The sequence below is a fragment of the Ruegeria sp. AL11 genome (genome assembly GCF_056540865.1).
Genome location: NZ_JBQFXO010000013.1, coordinates 13550 through 28858 on the forward strand (window position 1 = coordinate 13550; position 15309 = coordinate 28858).

The window sequence follows — 15309 nt, forward strand, 5'->3', positions numbered from 1 at the left end:
TCGGTGCGCAGTGCAGCAATGACCGCTCTGCGGACAAACCGGACTTGTGCGATTGCGGCAATTGCTGACGCAGCATTGATTTGCTGTAGCAGCACATTCATCGCTGCGTTGCAGCTGTTGTCGCCAGACCGGTCATTCAAAGCTATGATGATGCGATACTATCAAACTGTAGTTTCGCTGCACATAGGATCAGCAACTTAGACGCCGAACAAAGCCAACGTTTGCGTTGTCGCAGGCAGTGCAGCAGGACAGGCCATGCGGGCCTTCAGCCAGTAAGCAAATTCTCGTTGTGGCTCATGCAGGTCGGCGGGGAAGAGGGAGTAAGTCGCGGTCGTGGAATTTTTCATTAAGTCGAGATATTGCAGAGATTGGAACTTCGGTTCTTGCTTCGTGTTTGAATTGATCGGGAACGAGGCACCAATAGTACTTCTATTTGTTGTTATGCTTTTTTGACGAGTGTAATCTTGTTTTTCTGACACAGAAATTAACGTTACTGCCGAACGCGATAGCCGGAAGCAATGATCTGGTTTATCAGAACAGCGGCGGCCTGGTGCATATCCTTTTCTTCCTTGTTGCCAACCGCTGCTTCGTGGGCAGCGGCTGCGTCACGCAGAACTCCCACAATCTCATGTTCGGGGAGGAGCTCACGATCTTTAATTGCAAGCAAAAGCGCTTCACAGATTGAGAGTGCGGCTATTCCTGAGTAGTCTTGCCGGTCGGCCATGGTAGACGTCCTTTTTTGACAGGCGTCCAAGCAAGGAAGCGCCACGATGAATTGCACCATTCTGGCATGGATTGCAGTATACTTAACTGATCGAAAGCAGTCTTTGCGTGGTATAGTTTTGCGGACGGCTCATTGATGAAGGAAGAATATTTGCCCACTATCAATAACAGCCCCCTCACCCGAAAGCTCTCAAACTTCGTCTCTCTGACTGAGGTTGAACTTGCGGTATTAGCGCGCCTGCACAAGCGTCGCAGGACCTTTGAAGCGGGACGTGACCTTGTGCATCAAGGGCAATCAGAGCAGGCTGCCTACGTTCTGTCCTCGGGCTGGGTTTGTTCCTACAAAACCCAGACAGACGGTTCGCGTCAGATCGTCGACTTCCAAGTACCGGGTGACTTTCTGGGCTTGCGGAGCGTTCTGCTGCACACCTCGGATCACAGCATAGAACCAATCATGGAAATCCAAGCCATTGAGGTAGTAGTGGATGATCTCCTGGAAGCATTTGCGCAAACGCCCCGGCTGGCGACAGCAATCCTTTGGGCGGTCTCTAGAGATGAAGCGATGGTGGTTGAGCACCTGGTCAACATAGGACGGCGAGATGCGAGTGAGCGCATGGCGCATTTTCTTTTGGAACTTGGTGTGAGGCTGACTCAGGTCGGGATGGCAACCAAGATGGGATATACCTGCCCACTGACACAATACCATCTTGCCGATGCGCTGGGACTGAGTGCTGTACATGTTAATCGTGTCCTACGGCAACTGCGGGAGAAGGGGCTGGTTACTTTTCAATCCGGGCAAGTGGCATTTGATGATTATGACGGACTGGTGACGTTGGCCGGTTTTGACCCCACTTATCTGGATCAGGTCGGGCCACTGTTGAAACAATAGGTTCACCCCTTCGGCGATGCCGGGATTTTGACGATAGTTGCCTGGTTAGAGACGCCATTCGCTTCGGCAGATTTGGGATTTCACTGAAAAAGAAGCGCAAGATAAATACAGTCCGATTGCGGTACTGGATTTCCTGCGCTTCTCAAATACTCGTTAAGAACACGCCAGCAAATATCCCGCCAACACACATCACGTTGCCGGAATCCAAACATCGTTGCACTGACGCAGGTTAGTCAATTTTTGGCAGTACCTGATCCTCGGGCACCAAATGCATTTGAGATTCCAATAAAATCTCAGGTCATTGGCCGCAGACTAACATCGATCAGCGCGCGTCTGCCATTTGCACATTATTCTAAATTACAACGCCAGTACTACCGCGGTGCTTACGAGCGTGTACCGCGGCAGACTGCGCGGGGAAGATCCAACAAACTATATGGAGGACCAAGGTGAGCACGAGATCGTCCAGTTCTTTGGTGACGTTTTCAAATCCGTTCTCTTTGTCCGGCTACCCGGATGAACTTCCTGCAGGCGAGTATGAAGTAGTTGTTGAAGAAGAACTACTCCAGGGCCTGAGTTTCGAAGCATATCGAAGAACCGGAACCTACCTGACCGTTCAGGGCAAGGGCAGCAAGCCAGGCCGCACAGAAATGCGCCCAATTGACCCAGAAGATTTTGAACTGGCGCTCAAGCACGACCAGACCTTGGCTACATCTAACAATGACAGCGATGCGGCGCTTTCCCCGCAGGAGGAATAGATTATGAACACGCCCGAATGGCTTAAACCCGGAATCTACGGTGCCCTGATCGGAGGGGTTTTCGTAGGCGTCGTTGGATTTTCTTGGGGTGGATGGATGACCGGCGGTAGCGCGGACAAGATGGCCAACGCCATGTCCCGCGACAATGTAATCGCTGCGTTGGTTCCGGTCTGCGTCGACATGGCGAGAACTGACGCCCAACGCGCCGAAAAACTGACGACAATCAAAGAAGCTTCGTCTTTCAAGCAGAAGGATGCCGTCATGGCCGCTGGCTGGGCAACGGTACCAGGATCCCAAACTCCAAACAAAGATCTGGCGCAGGCCTGTATTGAGGGGCTGAACCTGGATGAATCGTAACTCAACAACTCAACTTTCGGACGACGCCGTTTGCACCAGGACAAATAGAAAAAATCAGCACTGGTTTTGCTCTCACTTCATGACTGCGTTGTTTGTTGCCGTTTTCAGCTGCTTGGTGGGCTCCTTTATCTCATCAAGTCCCGCATCGGCCGAAACAAATTCGATCCCGGATAACGCGCATCCCAAAAAGTATGGCGACGGTTGGGAATGCGATTTGTCCTATCGGTTGGAAGGCGAAGAATGCGTGGCCATTGTCGTGCCGGGAAATGCCTACCCCACAAACAGAACCTACGGCTCAGGGTGGGCATGTATGCACGGCTTTGTTGCAGTTGGCGGCACCACATGCACTGAAGTGATTGTGCCTGAGGGTGGATATCTCGATCCATCAGGTGAGAGGTGGCGGTGCCTGCGTGGATACACAAGAGTAGACGATAGCTGCCAGAAAATCGTGGTGCCGGATAATGCTTACCTGACGAATAGCACTTATGGATCTGCATGGCGTTGCAACCGTGGCTACGAAATAGACGGAGAAGCATGCGTGGCAGTAGCGGTGCCGGAAAACGCTTTTCTGAACGCATCAACCAGCGGGCGTCCCTGGACGTGCGAGCGTGGGTATTTTGAGCGCGACGGAAGGTGCGATGCCGTCTTTGTGCCTGAAAATGCTTTCTACGATGACGCGATCCATGGAGTTGGATGGAAATGCGAACGTGGCTACGAGGCGTCCGGTGATCGCTGCAATGCAATCGAGCTACCGGCAAATGCCCATATCGACCGATCCGGCAATGGGTGGCAATGCCACAAAAACTATCATCGATCAGAAGGGCTGTGTGTTCTGAACCAGTGAGAATTCAGACAGAAAGCCCACTTTCCCAAACTTCACAATTTTTGCCCGTCCTTACCAAGGACGCGCGTTTCACACTCCAAAAAGGAACAAATATGAAACCCGTACCCATTGCGTCGGATGCCAAGCAGTTCATTGCCAGCGATGCGCAAAAGCTGCCGCCTGAACAAGCAGTTTTTCCAGAGCTTCACCGCAAGACACTTGTGACAGATACACCGACTGCAATTGTGTATTGCGAAGGAAACTTCGCAAAGATCGATGGCAAGACGGCTAATGGTCTCGTTCGACATTCACAGGCCTATCGCGTTCTTTCGGTGATCGACAGCACGTATGGCGGTCGTGACAGTGGCAAAGTGCTTGATAATGTCGCAAATCAGGTTCCCATCTTCGATGATCTTGATGCCGCCGTCGCTAATGAAGCTACGATCCCCGACACGTTTATTTACGGAATGGCGCCGGCCAGCGGCAGAATGTCCCTTGAGGATCGCGAAGTTGTCGTGGATGCGATAACGCTCGGAATGAACATCGTGAGTGGACTGCATGAATTTCTTAGTGATGATAAAGAGCTCGCCGGATTTGCCAAAATTCACGATGTCACGATACGCGACATTCGCAAGCCGCGGCCCAATCCCGACCTGCGCCTGTTAGATGGCAGTATTGGAGACGTCCAGGCGATCCGCATCGCGGTGTTCGGCACCGATTGTGCAATTGGAAAGCGTACAACCGCGACAATCCTGACATGTGCCCTTAACGGGCATGGGATCAAAACAGTTTTGGTCGGTACCGGCCAGACAGGATTGATGCAGGGCGCCAAGTATGGTGTCGCGATGGATTCGGTGCCGCCGCAATTTTGCTGTGGCGAGCTTGAGCGCGCTGTTGTTGCAGCATCTGAAGATGAACACCCGGATGTCATAGTGATCGAGGGCCAGGGCGCGCTAAGCCATCCGGCCTTTTGCACATCAGCATTCATTCTGCGAGGCAGTCAGCCACATGCAGTTATTCTTCAACACGCGCCTAAACGAAAACGTCGATGTGATTTCCCCAACATGACTATGCCCGACCCTTGCGATGAAATCACCCTGATCGAGGCTTTTGCGAACACAGAGGTAATTGGCATGACGATCAACCATGAAGGAATGAATGATGTTGAGATTTCAAAGGCCATCACAGATTATAACTGCAAATTGTACCTCCCGGTCACTGACGCTCTGAACCGTCCTTCATCAAACTTGGTGAACATGGTTCTTTCTGCCTTTCCGCGTTTACAGCACGTACCTGTAACGACGATTGAATGAGCAAGCTGTGTATCGACATTGATCTGAGCAAAATTCTTTACAACACACGGTTCCTTGTCGATCGCCTTAGACCCCGTGGAATTACGGTTACAGGCGTGACAAAAGCCGTGTGCGGTCACCCTAAGATTGCGAATGCTATGCTTGAAGGCGGCGCGACAGGGCTGGCGGACGCGCGGATCAGCAATATCATGCGTATGCGCGATGCTGGAATCTCGTGCTCCATATCCTTGATCCGAACACCCATGCTGAGCCAGGTCGCGCAAGTTGTTGATTACTGCGATGTAAGCTTCAACACAAAGATGGACATTATCGCAAGCCTGGCCATGAGTGCGCTGGGAAAGAACATTACTCACAACATTATCCTGATGGTGGAAATGGGGGATATGCGGGAAGGAATCCCGCCTGAACACCTTGAAAGCACTGTGTTTCAAATTCTTAGAATGGAAGGTATTTCTCTGAAGGGGATTGGCGCAAATTTTGCCTGTCTGGGTCATGTGGCACCCTCTGCAGAAGCAATGGCATTGCTTTCGTCGCTTGCCATCGACACCGAGCGCGCGTTTGGACCCGCTCTTGAAACAGTGTCAGGCGGCGGCTCCGCCAGTTTGCCATGGGCGCTTGGCAAGGGTGCGACCGGAAAGATCAACAACCTGCGTCTGGGTGAGGCTATCCTGTTGGGTACCGATCCCGTATCGGGGCACGCGATCGGCGGGCTTTACACAGATGCTTTTACGCTTTGGGCGGAAGTGGTCGAAACGAAAGCCAAATCAAATCCAAATCCCTTGCAAATGAATTATCCTATACCTTCAATGCAGTGTGTGACTTTAGACAGTCCTTCGAATACTCGGTCGATCCTTGCGATTGGACTCCAGGACACCGATGCGGCGGGTCTAATATTCCCTGCTGGCGTCACGTTCGTCGGAGCCACCAGTGATCATATCGTTGTTGAAAACACCAGTTGTCTGCTTCGCCCTGGTGGCGAGGTGAAGCTGAAATTGAACTATAGCGCGCTCTCGCGCGGCATGGCTGCACCCGATGTAGCAAAAGTCTTCCATGGTGATGGCGCATTGGTTGACTGCACCGCAGCGAACACTGATCGCCCATATTCGAAGCGAAAGTAGCGCGCCAGGGTTGCCGCCGCCTCGGTTCTGCTTCAGCCACCCGTCTTATTCTACGGCTTTACGTAGTAAATTGGGCCACCAATACCTATATTGGTGGTATCCGCATTCACTTTTCACACCCCATCTCGGCTCGTGGGTGGTGCGGACAATCAAAGGATCAAAATGATGTCTTTCAAGGACTTGACGACCAGAGCGGCTGCCGCACTGAAGGAAAACGATGCGGACGCGCCGAAAAAAGAAGTTACGTCTGAAGCGCCTGACACCGTCCCCGAAAAACCAAAGCCGAAACCTCAAAGTTCATAATACCCTGCCGGGAGAGGGTGGCTTGTTTTTGTCTGCATCTCCGAGCGCTATCAGCAAAGGAGAACTACCCAAATGAACCAGATAACCAGCAAGACAATCGCAGTCTTTTCCAGGCCGTTTACTTTCCCTGGCTTTGACGAATTACTCCCGGCGGGCGAATACGACATAGAAACTGAGCTTTCCGCACCACCAGATTATTTGGATCCAGAAGCCTGGAAAGCATCAGTGCTAATCTCTCTGCATCCACGGAAATCTCACCCCGGTCTGGCGCGAACCTTGACCGTTTCTCTTGCTGATTTGGACAGAGCACGCGCAATAGATAAATTGTCTGCGAAAGAGTTGTCACAATTCTTGCTCGACCAACTTTTGGCCGATCCGATGGTGCAACTGATCATGGAAGCGGATGGTGTGTCTGAGACTCAACTTCGGCACCTCTACTCGGAGTCGCTCATTTCTGAGGCAGACGACGGATCATCAGATCAACGAGCCATACCACGAGGATGCGCAAGCGGTTCTCGGTATGCTTTCGCTGTCCAAGCTGCTGAGAACGAAGGAATGCCAGTTCGTCCTATTAAAACCCCTCGGATTACAGGCCGTCCCATCGGACAGTCTGAACCAGGCAGCTCCTTCAATCTCAAGGCTTAGGGCTCGGAACTTTCTTTTCCAGTCGCTGTATAAACCAAAACAGAAATCGAGGCTAAGAACTGATGGAAGACTCCGACAACGAAGCAGATACGATCATGGCTCGCGCCCACAATGACGTGCCGCAAGAACGCCCGTGTCTTCGTTGCAGAACGCCATTCTGGAGCGAAGGGTTCGGAGAGCGGATTTGTCGACGCTGCAAGGGGTTGAGCGCGTGGCGAAATGGCGTATCAGTAAGCCCTGGGTTAGCTCGGCGTCGCTGATAACCTGACGCCGGTCTTACCAGCTTTTCTGATCATATCTCATTTTATCTTATTGGTGCTGACCCGGGCCTTTTAACGTGGAACCCGATCGGTAATCGGTGCTGAAGACGAAGCGTACGCGCGGTTTGGACTCGAACCGTTCTTATGCGTAGTGATATGGGCTCAAGCCGCCTAATGCACACACTTAAACCATGCCAGTATTCATAATCGGACAGCAGGCATTCACGCCGCTTGTACTATTCGGTGGTCAGCGCGGTGCTGTTGCTTGGGTGCGGAGGGTGGATCGGAGTGCAAAATATGCCAAGAGTCCAACTACCTGCAGTCACCCCAAAACCCAGAGCTTGGAACAAGGGGCGGATCATCGGTCAGAAACGACCGCTACTCCCAAAACAGGTCTGGGCGATCCGTGCCCGGCTCGAACTTTCTGGAAATCTGCGTGATCTCACAATGTTCAACGTCGCGATTGATAGCAAGCTACGCGGCTGCGATCTGGTCAAACTCGCTGTGACCGATCTTGTCAAAGACGATCGCGTCCGTGAGCGTGTTTCGGTGATCCAGAGCAAAACCAAGCGATCTGTTCAATTCGAACTGACGGAAAACACGCGAGAAACTGTATTGGTATGGGTAAAATCACCGGAAATGTTTGCTAGCCGGTTCATGTTTCCAAGCCGATTCCATGATCGACCACACATCTCGACGCGCCAGTATGGCAGGCTGGTTCGAGACTGGGTGACCGCAATCGGATTGGAACCGAGCGGATATGGCACGCATTCGCTTCGCCGAACCAAAGTAGCTGAGATCTACCGCAAGACAGGAAATCTCCGCGCGGTCCAACTTCTGCTTGGGCACACAAAGGTCGATAGCACCGTGCGATACCTGGGCGTTGAATTGGAAGACGCGCTAAGCATTGCAGAGCGCATAGACATCTGAGACAGTTTGGCGAGCGGCGCTGTCGGTCGCCAATCCATAGTGGTTCTAGTTCTTTTACGCAGGAGTGGGGCGTAGCGTGCCCTGAGCGGAAGTGTCAAAATCTTGTTGCGTACGCTCGCAGCACAGTTTTCTCGGCTCAGGCGCAATTTACAGGGTGCGGGACCGAGCGGCCATTTGATCACGCCGCGAGTACTTGTGCAGAAGCGGCGCGAAAATCGCTGCGTTGCAGCCAATGTTATCAGGCCAGTCATTCATAGTCACGGGGAAGCCTTGATCACATACTCCTCTTTCGCCGCACTCAGGCCAGACAATTTCTTTCGGTAGTTCACCAAGGATCTTGGTCACCGGCAGTTTCAAAAACTACCTGCCCTGGCGGTACTTGCATTGCGACAAGGGAAACTTCCTTGACTCTATTCTGGCTAAGGACCACAAAAGTGCATTGGTGAAAGTTACTCGTCGCCGCGATGCTGCCGGCTTCGATGATCCAATGGCCTTCAGAATAACTGTAGCATGTGCCCCAGCATAGGAACGGGTTTCGCTGGGGTCTTCGCTATGAGCTCGTTCCTCGCAAGCATTCGCAACTGTCACCTGACAAGCCCCAGTCATCGGGTGACCAATTAAAGAAGGCGCCGTATGAACAGCACATGGCTCATAAATTGCGTGCTTGATGCCCGATAGATCAGGTCTCAGGCTCCGCTTCATTCAGTCATTCATCGTGTTTTTGCGCCGCGTTCTTTGCCTGATCCCGACACTCTTGGTGTTGCTCTCAGGAACGCAGCTTCCTGCCCAAGTCGCAGGCAATGCCGACGGATCGGTTTGTGACGAAGGTTTCGAAAACAAGAACGGATCGTGTCAAAGAGCAAACGCACCTCAAAATGCGCATTTGACCGGCAGTTCCTATGGTCCAGTTTGGGAATGCAACCATGGATTCCAGCGTGTTGGAGATCTTTGTGAGGAAATAGCAGTTCCTAAAAACGCATATCTTGCATCGACTGGAGATCGATGGGAGTGCAATCGGCTCTTCCGACGAGTCGGAGAAAAATGCGAAGAATTGATTGCGCCTCAAAATGGGTACGTCGAAACCCGGTTTGGCGCACAGGAAGTACACTGTGACTGGGGATTTCGTAAGGAAGACCAGGATTGTGTTGCGATTAGTGTCCCGAGCAACGGCCGCCTGACTGACAAAAACAGCGCGGATGGTTGGGTGTGCCTCAGAGGTTTCAGAGAAACGGAGAGCGGTTGCGAACCGGTGGCAATTCCACAGCATGCATACCTTGCACCTGAAACCTACTCTGGATGGAAATGTGAACGTGGCTTTCGCTCAAACCAGGACAGGTGCGTTGCGATCCTTATCCCTTCCAACGCTCATTTGAATCGAAGAGGTGATGGTTGGGAATGTAATCGACCGTTCACAAGACAGAACGATAAGTGCGCCGAAAATTTGCCGTGAAAATAGGTTGCTGGAAATCAATATCGCCTGACAAATCCGGAAGGACCAAGCCGTGAACCATAACTCGATTGACGAAAACCTGGGCAAAATGCTCAAGGCCGAAAGGGCGCATCGCTGGTCCTACAGAGCGAAGATGTTTATCGCGTTATTGGTGTTTGTTGCGGCCATAATTGTGGTGGTGTTTCTCTGATGCGCAAAAATGCCCCTCAAGTAACCCTTCCCGGTTCAAAGATGTCAGCTCGTGGTCTGGAACAAAGAGCATTTCAGGACCGCAGTGTTCGTGAGCCGCGGAACGCTGACGTAGCAGGAGTGATTGAAGAAGAATTTGGAAAGTACTTGATTAAGGCTGGCATCCTGAGCGGTAACAGCGTTGCGCGCGCATTCCCTAAGCCACCGGCTAAAACGCAGACAATGATTGCTGATGCAGTCGGTGAAACACCAGCATTGGCCATCGAAGCATTAAAAGAAATTCTCGGTGAACGAGACAGGAAACGTAGCGGTCAACGCCGTTTGGAGGGAAATTCCGGCACCCTCGTTCCCAGCGAAAGAGAATATGCCGAGGCACTGCGACAAATCAGGCTGACCCCTGCGCAGGTCACAATGCTCAAAGCACTTACAATCGCAGGCAAGGACGGTCTGACCATTGGTCACTTGTCTCAGGCAGCCGGTTACAAATCGCGCGAGGCCTCCATCAAAGTTTTCAAGAAAATCGGACTATTGATCGCAGAATACCTGGAACTAGACCTACCCGAAGCCGGATCGGTACAGAATGATAGCGCCGCTCAGGTCCTGGCATTTTCTCACATCGAAAGTGTCGATGAGCCAGCAACTTGGATTATGCATCAGGAACTGCGCGATGCTGTTCGTTCGGTTCTATGACGTACGTTCCAGCCCCCGCTTTTGTAGCGAACTCTGAACCGGAACAAATGCACGAAAGGTTACCTACGTAGCTTATGTTGGAGAAAAGACCATATCCGCTAGAATTGATCTATGTACCTATGAAACGTGCAAAAACACTTGATCAGCAAAAAGTCCTGACACTGGCCGAAGATATCCTGAAGAACGGCCAGAAGACCCCGATCCAGATACGCGCTGACAACAAAAGGTTCGTGCTGATTGAAGGCCTTCACCGACTAGAAGCCATCCGCGCCCTAGGAGGTGATACCGTCGAAGCCTACTTGGTCCGCGCCAGACTACACTAAATACCTATTGGAATTGGCGTTCGACAAAGCCTCGGAAAATGTCAGCAGACGTTGACTTTTTTCATCCCAAAGATGCAACCGTGCGCAATGAAGGCTCTCAAATAAAGTAATACGCTGGCAATCTTCCAACTCAGAATGGTCACGCAAAACCTCGTTTAGCCGATAAAACGGTATGCGGCTGGCGAGATGGTGAACATGGTGCACACCAATGTTGCCAGAGATCCACCGCAGGATGCCTGGCAGGGCATAGTGAGAACTGCCATAGAACGCGGCGTTCTGAAGGTTCCAGCCCTCTTCCCGATCCCAAGTCGTGTGTTCGAACTGGTGTTGAATGTAGAAAAGCCAAATACCAATGGATGATGCGACAATCACGGTTGGCAGGAAAACACACGCCAACACCTCAAAGCCTCCGGCCCATAAAATCAGAGCCAATAACCCTGCAATTGCGGCGTTTGTTCCCATCGCACTTGCCCAGTACAGCCAGCCCGACCGCATGAAACCAACAGGTAAGCGGTATTGAATAAAGAACGTATAGATCGGCGCAACACCGAACAGGACGACTGGGTTCCGGGTCAGACGATACGCGGCACGCCCGAACCAATTCCGTTTCAGGTATTCCTCAATGGTCAATGTAGGGATATCACCCATACCACGCCGATCAAGGTTACCGGTTGAGGCATGGTGAATCGCATGGCTTTGCCGCCAAACGTCATAGGGTGTCACAGTAAGAACACCTAGAACCCGGCCGGTCCAATTGCATGCGTTGCGGTTTCTGAAGAAAGATCCATGACCACAATCATGCATAATGATGAAGATACGGACCAGAAATGCGGCATTCAGGACGGCCAGCAATATTGCGATCCAGACGCTAAATGATAACGCAAACCACGCTAGAGCCCATAGCGCGAATAAGGGGACAACGGTGATCGCAATTTCATAAATACTGCGCTTCGCATCGGGCACACGGTATTGCGCGAGCGCCCGCGTCCAGTCTTTTGGTTGCAACTTACTTGTTCTCCAACGGCTTATAGTTGCCCATTGTGCAAACGGGCACCCCATAAGGGTGCCCGTAAAAGGTCAGGCCAGTGCCAGATTGGCGGCGCTGTCGCGCCCGTCACGGCCAGCTTCGACGTCAAAAGTGACCTTCTGGCCGTCCTTCAATTCGCTGATGCCGGAACGCTCAAGTGCTGAGATATGCACGAACACATCGCGCTTGCCATCTTCAGGTTCGATAAAGCCAAAACCTTTGGTCGAGTTGAACCATTTTACTGTGCCATTTGCCATGGTGGAAGTCTCCTAATACTTGCCGCCCGCATTATTGCGGCGACTCGGCGTGGTCGGTCTGAATCGAAAGACTGAACGCCGAGTTTGGGAGACAGCAGGTCGAAAAAGAAAAACGTAAGCCCTGTGTATATGGACTTCGAGTACACACGATACAAGCCTTGATACGGATGTGTCGCAAACATTTGGAAAGGCCAAAGTCAGCGACTTACTGGATACACCTATCCTGCGATCTCGGCGAATAGCTGAAAGCCGGAAGTCTTATCGCTTGAGAATTGCCGCTTCCGGATCATGTTGGCGACTTCGATACCGTCCAAAGTAGCTGATGCGGATCTGAACGATTTGAACCCGCACATGTGCCGTATGCGACGCTTGATAAACCGATGATCTTGTTCGATCAGGTTATTCAGATACTTGGACCTGACCGTTTGGATTTTGGCTAGGCAGCCGAACCGCTTCAGGATCCTGTTCACCTCTCGAATGCCCGCCGCGTTGGCGCCGCTTTTGTCGATGACGATCTTGCTCGGGATTCCATTCGCGATAGCGCTTTGCCAAAGAACCTTGCTGCTGCTGGACGGTTCCTGCGCTCAGACAGCATGAAATCAAGAGTATTCCCAGCTTTGTCGACGGCCCGATAGAGGTACACCCAATTGCCGCGAACACGAATATAGGTCTCGTCCATGCGCCATGAACTCAGTGTTGGACGCTTCTTTGACTGCGCACGAGCAGCGACGATCGGCGAGTATTTCACAACCCACCTATTCAATGTGGCATGATCAACTCGCACACCGCGCTCAGCCATGATCTCTTCCAAGTCACGATAGGACACCGTGTACCGCAGATAGAAGTAAACAGCGTACAAAACTGCATCCTTAGGGAAATGACAGCCCTTTAACGAGATCATGCTCAAATAACCTGTTCGAAAATTAATCGACTAGTACAAAAAACTCAGATCACCCAGGCTCGTCAACTATACCTCAGAGTTTGCGACACATCCCCTTCAAAGGGTAGTGATCTTTGGTACCCTGCCCTCTTTACGCTCATAATCCAAAACTTTTGCGCCTTACCCTGAAGACACACTCAAATCGATATTAAATTTGATAAGTATCCCTTATCAGGAATATTTGATTTTGCGGGGAAATGGGCGCAGAATGGGTACATGAAGCCGCCAGCCGCATATCTCCCCGCCGCCTCCCCTGCCCTGTCGCAGGCAGATCAGGAGGCGCTGACCGACCTCTATTTCCGCGGCACGCCCGCCAACACGCTGCGGGCCTATGAGCGCGACCTGCTCTACATCACCGCCTGGAAAGCCGCCCGGTTCGATCTGGCGCTGCGCTGGCCGGAAGCGGAAGCGACAGCGCTGGCCTTCATTCTCGATCACGCCCGGGATCTCAACGACGCGCCGCCTGAAGACCGTGCGCGACAGGTGGCAGAGGCGCTGATCGCACAGGGGCTGCGCAAGTCACTGGCCTGCCCGGCCCCGTCAACACTGGACCGGCGTATCGCGTCCTGGCTGGCCTTTCATCGGATGAAGAACCTCGCATCCCCGTTTGGCACACCTCAAGTCAAACAGGCTCGATCCAAAGCGCGCCGCGCCGCTGCCCGGCCCCCTGCCCCGAAGTCGCAGCACCCGATCACCCGCGACATTCTCGAGCAGTTGCTGGCCACCTGTCACGGGTCGCGGCGCGATTGCCGCGACCGGGCGATCCTGATGCTGGGCTGGGCCTCGGGAGGCCGGCGCCGGTCCGAGATCACCGGGCTGATGCGGGAGGATGTCTCTCTCAAGGAATTCGACAAGACCGGCGTGGTCTGGCTCTCACTGCTGGAGACCAAGACCACCCGGAAAGGTGAAACCCCACGGCTGGTGCTGAAGGGTCGCGCCGCGCAAGCATTGGTGCATTGGATCGAGGTTGGACAGATCACGAACGGGCCGCTGTTCCGCCCCGTCTCCAAGGCAGACAATGTGTTGAAGCGTCGTCTCAGCCCGGATTCGATCTACCAGATTATTAGACACCGGCTGGCACTGACGGGACTGCCGGAGGATTTTGCCTCGCCCCATGGGCTGCGCTCGGGGTTTCTGACTCAGGCCGCTTTGGACGGTGCCCCGATCCAGGCCGCCATGCGCCTCTCGTTGCACCGTTCGATGGCCCAGGCGCAAAAATATTACGACGATGTGGACATCGCGGATAACCCGGCGACTGATCTATTGGGGTGAGCACATACTGACTACTTAAAGAATTCCCAGCTTGAGGGAAACTCCGACTGCTGTGCCTATGTCTTGTTTCCTGTCGCATCCGTTAACGTGGCCAGCGCGGAAACATGTCGCGGCAGGTCGCAGCGGGAATGCAGGATATCAACAATGATCACCGCGTCCGGCTGATCCAGGTAAACTAGGAAGTGCTCTCCCGCCCGTACATATCTGAGATCAGCTGCCTCCTCTACCAATATAGAACAGCTGCGGCTGGCCGCCCTGCCCTCCGTGATGGCCAGACAGCGCGCTATCAGTTCTTGTTCATAAAGATCGGCTTGATGCCGTCCAAACTTGTCGATGGTCCATCGGGCAATTTCCACCAGGCTGGCTTCAGCACGGCGTGTCAGTCGAAAGGGTTTGGTCACGCTTTGGTTCGTGCCCTTACAAAGGCACGACGGATCGCATCCGTACCGCCGCCTTCTGCCAGATCTCCTGCCTGAGCCTGGGCTACGCCCTCCTGCAGGCCTTGCCTGAGAGACACCAGTCCCGCCTCTTCCCGCTCCAGAAGACGAAGACCAGCGCGCAACGCTTCACTGGCGTTCTGATAGCGACCGGATGCAACCAGATTCTGCACCAATTGATCCTGCGATTCAGTAAGTACGACATTGCGTGTTACCATGGCTTAAGCCTCCTGATTGGCAATATATGCCAACGAAGGTACTTGTTCAACAATTGAAGTTTCCACACCCGGTAGTTTAATCAAGCCGTTCTTATTGCCGGCCTGACAGAGCAAATAAGTGCTCACCGCCGTGGCAGGGTTAACCATCGCCCTACGCTTTCGCAAATTCCAAACACAGGGCCGACCTCCTTGCCCCGAACACCGCCCATCCGATTACCGGTGATATTCTCGAACAGCAGATGGTCACCATTCAAGGATCGTGCCGGGACAGCCGTGACCGGATCATCCTGTTACTGGGCTGACCTCGGGTAGATGGCAGCGTTCGGTGATCGGCGGGATCTTTTTGGGGGATGTGTCGCTGAAGGAATTCAACGAGAATTACATGATTTA

The 15309-nt window shown here is 52.8% G+C and carries 17 protein-coding genes; 11 read left to right on the forward strand and 6 right to left on the reverse strand.

From position 1 onward, the window contains the following. Positions 1–490: 490 nt before the first annotated feature. Positions 491–724, reverse strand: a complete 234-nt coding sequence (locus ACR0IP_RS19815) for a hypothetical protein (protein WP_170619842.1) — start codon at positions 722–724, stop codon at positions 491–493. Between the two features lie 135 nt (positions 725–859). Here ACR0IP_RS19815 and ACR0IP_RS19820 point away from each other — a divergent pair, with 135 nt between their 5' ends. From ACR0IP_RS19820 to ACR0IP_RS19865, 10 genes are all read left to right on the forward strand, one after another. Further along, complete coding sequence (locus ACR0IP_RS19820) at positions 860–1612, forward strand: Crp/Fnr family transcriptional regulator (RefSeq protein WP_170545368.1); 753 nt, start codon at positions 860–862, stop codon at positions 1610–1612. A gap of 446 nt (positions 1613–2058) precedes the next feature. Further along, positions 2059–2367, forward strand: coding sequence for a hypothetical protein (locus ACR0IP_RS19825; protein ID WP_170336653.1), 309 nt, complete (start codon positions 2059–2061; stop codon positions 2365–2367). A 3-nt stretch (positions 2368–2370) separates the two neighbouring features. Then, positions 2371–2724, forward strand: coding sequence for a hypothetical protein (locus tag ACR0IP_RS19830; RefSeq protein WP_170336655.1), 354 nt, complete (start codon positions 2371–2373; stop codon positions 2722–2724). Beyond that, entirely contained in the window at positions 2714–3568 is an 855-nt protein-coding gene (locus tag ACR0IP_RS19835; protein WP_170545366.1) for a hypothetical protein, read from the forward strand. Before ACR0IP_RS19830 ends, ACR0IP_RS19835 begins: the two co-directional genes overlap by 11 nt. Before the next feature lie 92 nt (positions 3569–3660). After that, positions 3661–4860 carry an N-acetyltransferase DgcN family protein gene (locus ACR0IP_RS19840; protein WP_480527469.1) on the forward strand — a complete coding sequence of 400 codons (1200 nt, stop codon included), beginning with the start codon at positions 3661–3663 and terminating at the stop codon, positions 4858–4860. Continuing rightward, positions 4857–5978 carry an alanine/ornithine racemase family PLP-dependent enzyme gene (locus tag ACR0IP_RS19845; protein WP_480527471.1) on the forward strand — a complete coding sequence of 374 codons (1122 nt, stop codon included), beginning with the start codon at positions 4857–4859 and terminating at the stop codon, positions 5976–5978. Before ACR0IP_RS19840 ends, ACR0IP_RS19845 begins: the two co-directional genes overlap by 4 nt. A gap of 375 nt (positions 5979–6353) precedes the next feature. Continuing rightward, on the forward strand, positions 6354–6926 hold the full coding sequence (locus tag ACR0IP_RS19850; protein ID WP_170720314.1) for a hypothetical protein: 573 nt from the start codon (positions 6354–6356) through the stop codon (positions 6924–6926). Between the two features lie 557 nt (positions 6927–7483). Next, positions 7484–8116: a tyrosine-type recombinase/integrase gene (locus ACR0IP_RS19855; RefSeq protein ID WP_170403722.1), complete on the forward strand. Its 633-nt coding sequence runs from the start codon at positions 7484–7486 to the stop codon at positions 8114–8116. 1639 nt (positions 8117–9755) lie between these two features. Beyond that, positions 9756–10445, forward strand: coding sequence for a hypothetical protein (locus ACR0IP_RS19860; protein WP_480527473.1), 690 nt, complete (start codon positions 9756–9758; stop codon positions 10443–10445). 119 nt (positions 10446–10564) lie between these two features. Beyond that, entirely contained in the window at positions 10565–10768 is a 204-nt protein-coding gene (locus tag ACR0IP_RS19865; RefSeq protein WP_367647162.1) for a ParB N-terminal domain-containing protein, read from the forward strand. Here ACR0IP_RS19865 and ACR0IP_RS19870 read toward each other — a convergent pair. From ACR0IP_RS19870 to ACR0IP_RS19880, 3 genes are all read right to left on the reverse strand, one after another. Continuing rightward, entirely contained in the window at positions 10760–11773 is a 1014-nt protein-coding gene (locus ACR0IP_RS19870) for a fatty acid desaturase (RefSeq protein ID WP_480527475.1), read from the reverse strand. The genes ACR0IP_RS19865 and ACR0IP_RS19870 overlap by 9 nt on opposite strands. 72 nt (positions 11774–11845) lie before the next feature. After that, entirely contained in the window at positions 11846–12052 is a 207-nt protein-coding gene (locus ACR0IP_RS19875) for a cold-shock protein (protein ID WP_170430361.1), read from the reverse strand. Between the two features lie 218 nt (positions 12053–12270). After that, a protein-coding gene (locus ACR0IP_RS19880; RefSeq protein WP_480527477.1) for an IS6 family transposase occupies positions 12271–12953 on the reverse strand; the annotation gives its coding sequence in 2 pieces (ribosomal slippage) (positions 12271–12584 and positions 12584–12953; 684 coding nt in all). A 255-nt stretch (positions 12954–13208) separates the two neighbouring features. Between ACR0IP_RS19880 and ACR0IP_RS19885 the strand changes: the two genes are divergently transcribed. Further along, entirely contained in the window at positions 13209–14264 is a 1056-nt protein-coding gene (locus tag ACR0IP_RS19885) for a tyrosine-type recombinase/integrase (RefSeq protein WP_170723124.1), read from the forward strand. Positions 14265–14320: 56 nt separating this feature from the next. Here ACR0IP_RS19885 and ACR0IP_RS19890 read toward each other — a convergent pair whose 3' ends face one another. Both ACR0IP_RS19890 and ACR0IP_RS19895 read right to left on the reverse strand, forming a co-directional pair. Further along, positions 14321–14665: a type II toxin-antitoxin system RelE/ParE family toxin gene (locus ACR0IP_RS19890; protein ID WP_170486510.1), complete on the reverse strand. Its 345-nt coding sequence runs from the start codon at positions 14663–14665 to the stop codon at positions 14321–14323. Further along, positions 14662–14919 carry a type II toxin-antitoxin system ParD family antitoxin gene (locus ACR0IP_RS19895; protein ID WP_170555463.1) on the reverse strand — a complete coding sequence of 86 codons (258 nt, stop codon included), beginning with the start codon at positions 14917–14919 and terminating at the stop codon, positions 14662–14664. Before ACR0IP_RS19895 ends, ACR0IP_RS19890 begins: the two co-directional genes overlap by 4 nt. Positions 14920–15309: the final 390 nt, after the last annotated feature.

Coding starts and splice junctions, on each gene's coding strand:
- ACR0IP_RS19840 (WP_480527469.1), top strand. CDS start 3,661: ATGAAACCCGTACCCATTGCGTCGGATGCCAAGCAGTTCATTGCCAGC.
- ACR0IP_RS19850 (WP_170720314.1), top strand. CDS start 6,354: ATGAACCAGATAACCAGCAAGACAATCGCAGTCTTTTCCAGGCCGTTT.
- ACR0IP_RS19885 (WP_170723124.1), top strand. CDS start 13,209: ATGAAGCCGCCAGCCGCATATCTCCCCGCCGCCTCCCCTGCCCTGTCG.
- ACR0IP_RS19830 (WP_170336655.1), top strand. CDS start 2,371: ATGAACACGCCCGAATGGCTTAAACCCGGAATCTACGGTGCCCTGATC.
- ACR0IP_RS19895 (WP_170555463.1), bottom strand. CDS start 14,919: ATGGTAACACGCAATGTCGTACTTACTGAATCGCAGGATCAATTGGTG.
- ACR0IP_RS19820 (WP_170545368.1), top strand. CDS start 860: ATGAAGGAAGAATATTTGCCCACTATCAATAACAGCCCCCTCACCCGA.
- ACR0IP_RS19875 (WP_170430361.1), bottom strand. CDS start 12,052: ATGGCAAATGGCACAGTAAAATGGTTCAACTCGACCAAAGGTTTTGGC.
- ACR0IP_RS19835 (WP_170545366.1), top strand. CDS start 2,714: ATGAATCGTAACTCAACAACTCAACTTTCGGACGACGCCGTTTGCACC.
- ACR0IP_RS19845 (WP_480527471.1), top strand. CDS start 4,857: ATGAGCAAGCTGTGTATCGACATTGATCTGAGCAAAATTCTTTACAAC.
- ACR0IP_RS19865 (WP_367647162.1), top strand. CDS start 10,565: ATGAAACGTGCAAAAACACTTGATCAGCAAAAAGTCCTGACACTGGCC.
- ACR0IP_RS19855 (WP_170403722.1), top strand. CDS start 7,484: ATGCCAAGAGTCCAACTACCTGCAGTCACCCCAAAACCCAGAGCTTGG.
- ACR0IP_RS19860 (WP_480527473.1), top strand. CDS start 9,756: ATGCGCAAAAATGCCCCTCAAGTAACCCTTCCCGGTTCAAAGATGTCA.
- ACR0IP_RS19815 (WP_170619842.1), bottom strand. CDS start 724: ATGGCCGACCGGCAAGACTACTCAGGAATAGCCGCACTCTCAATCTGT.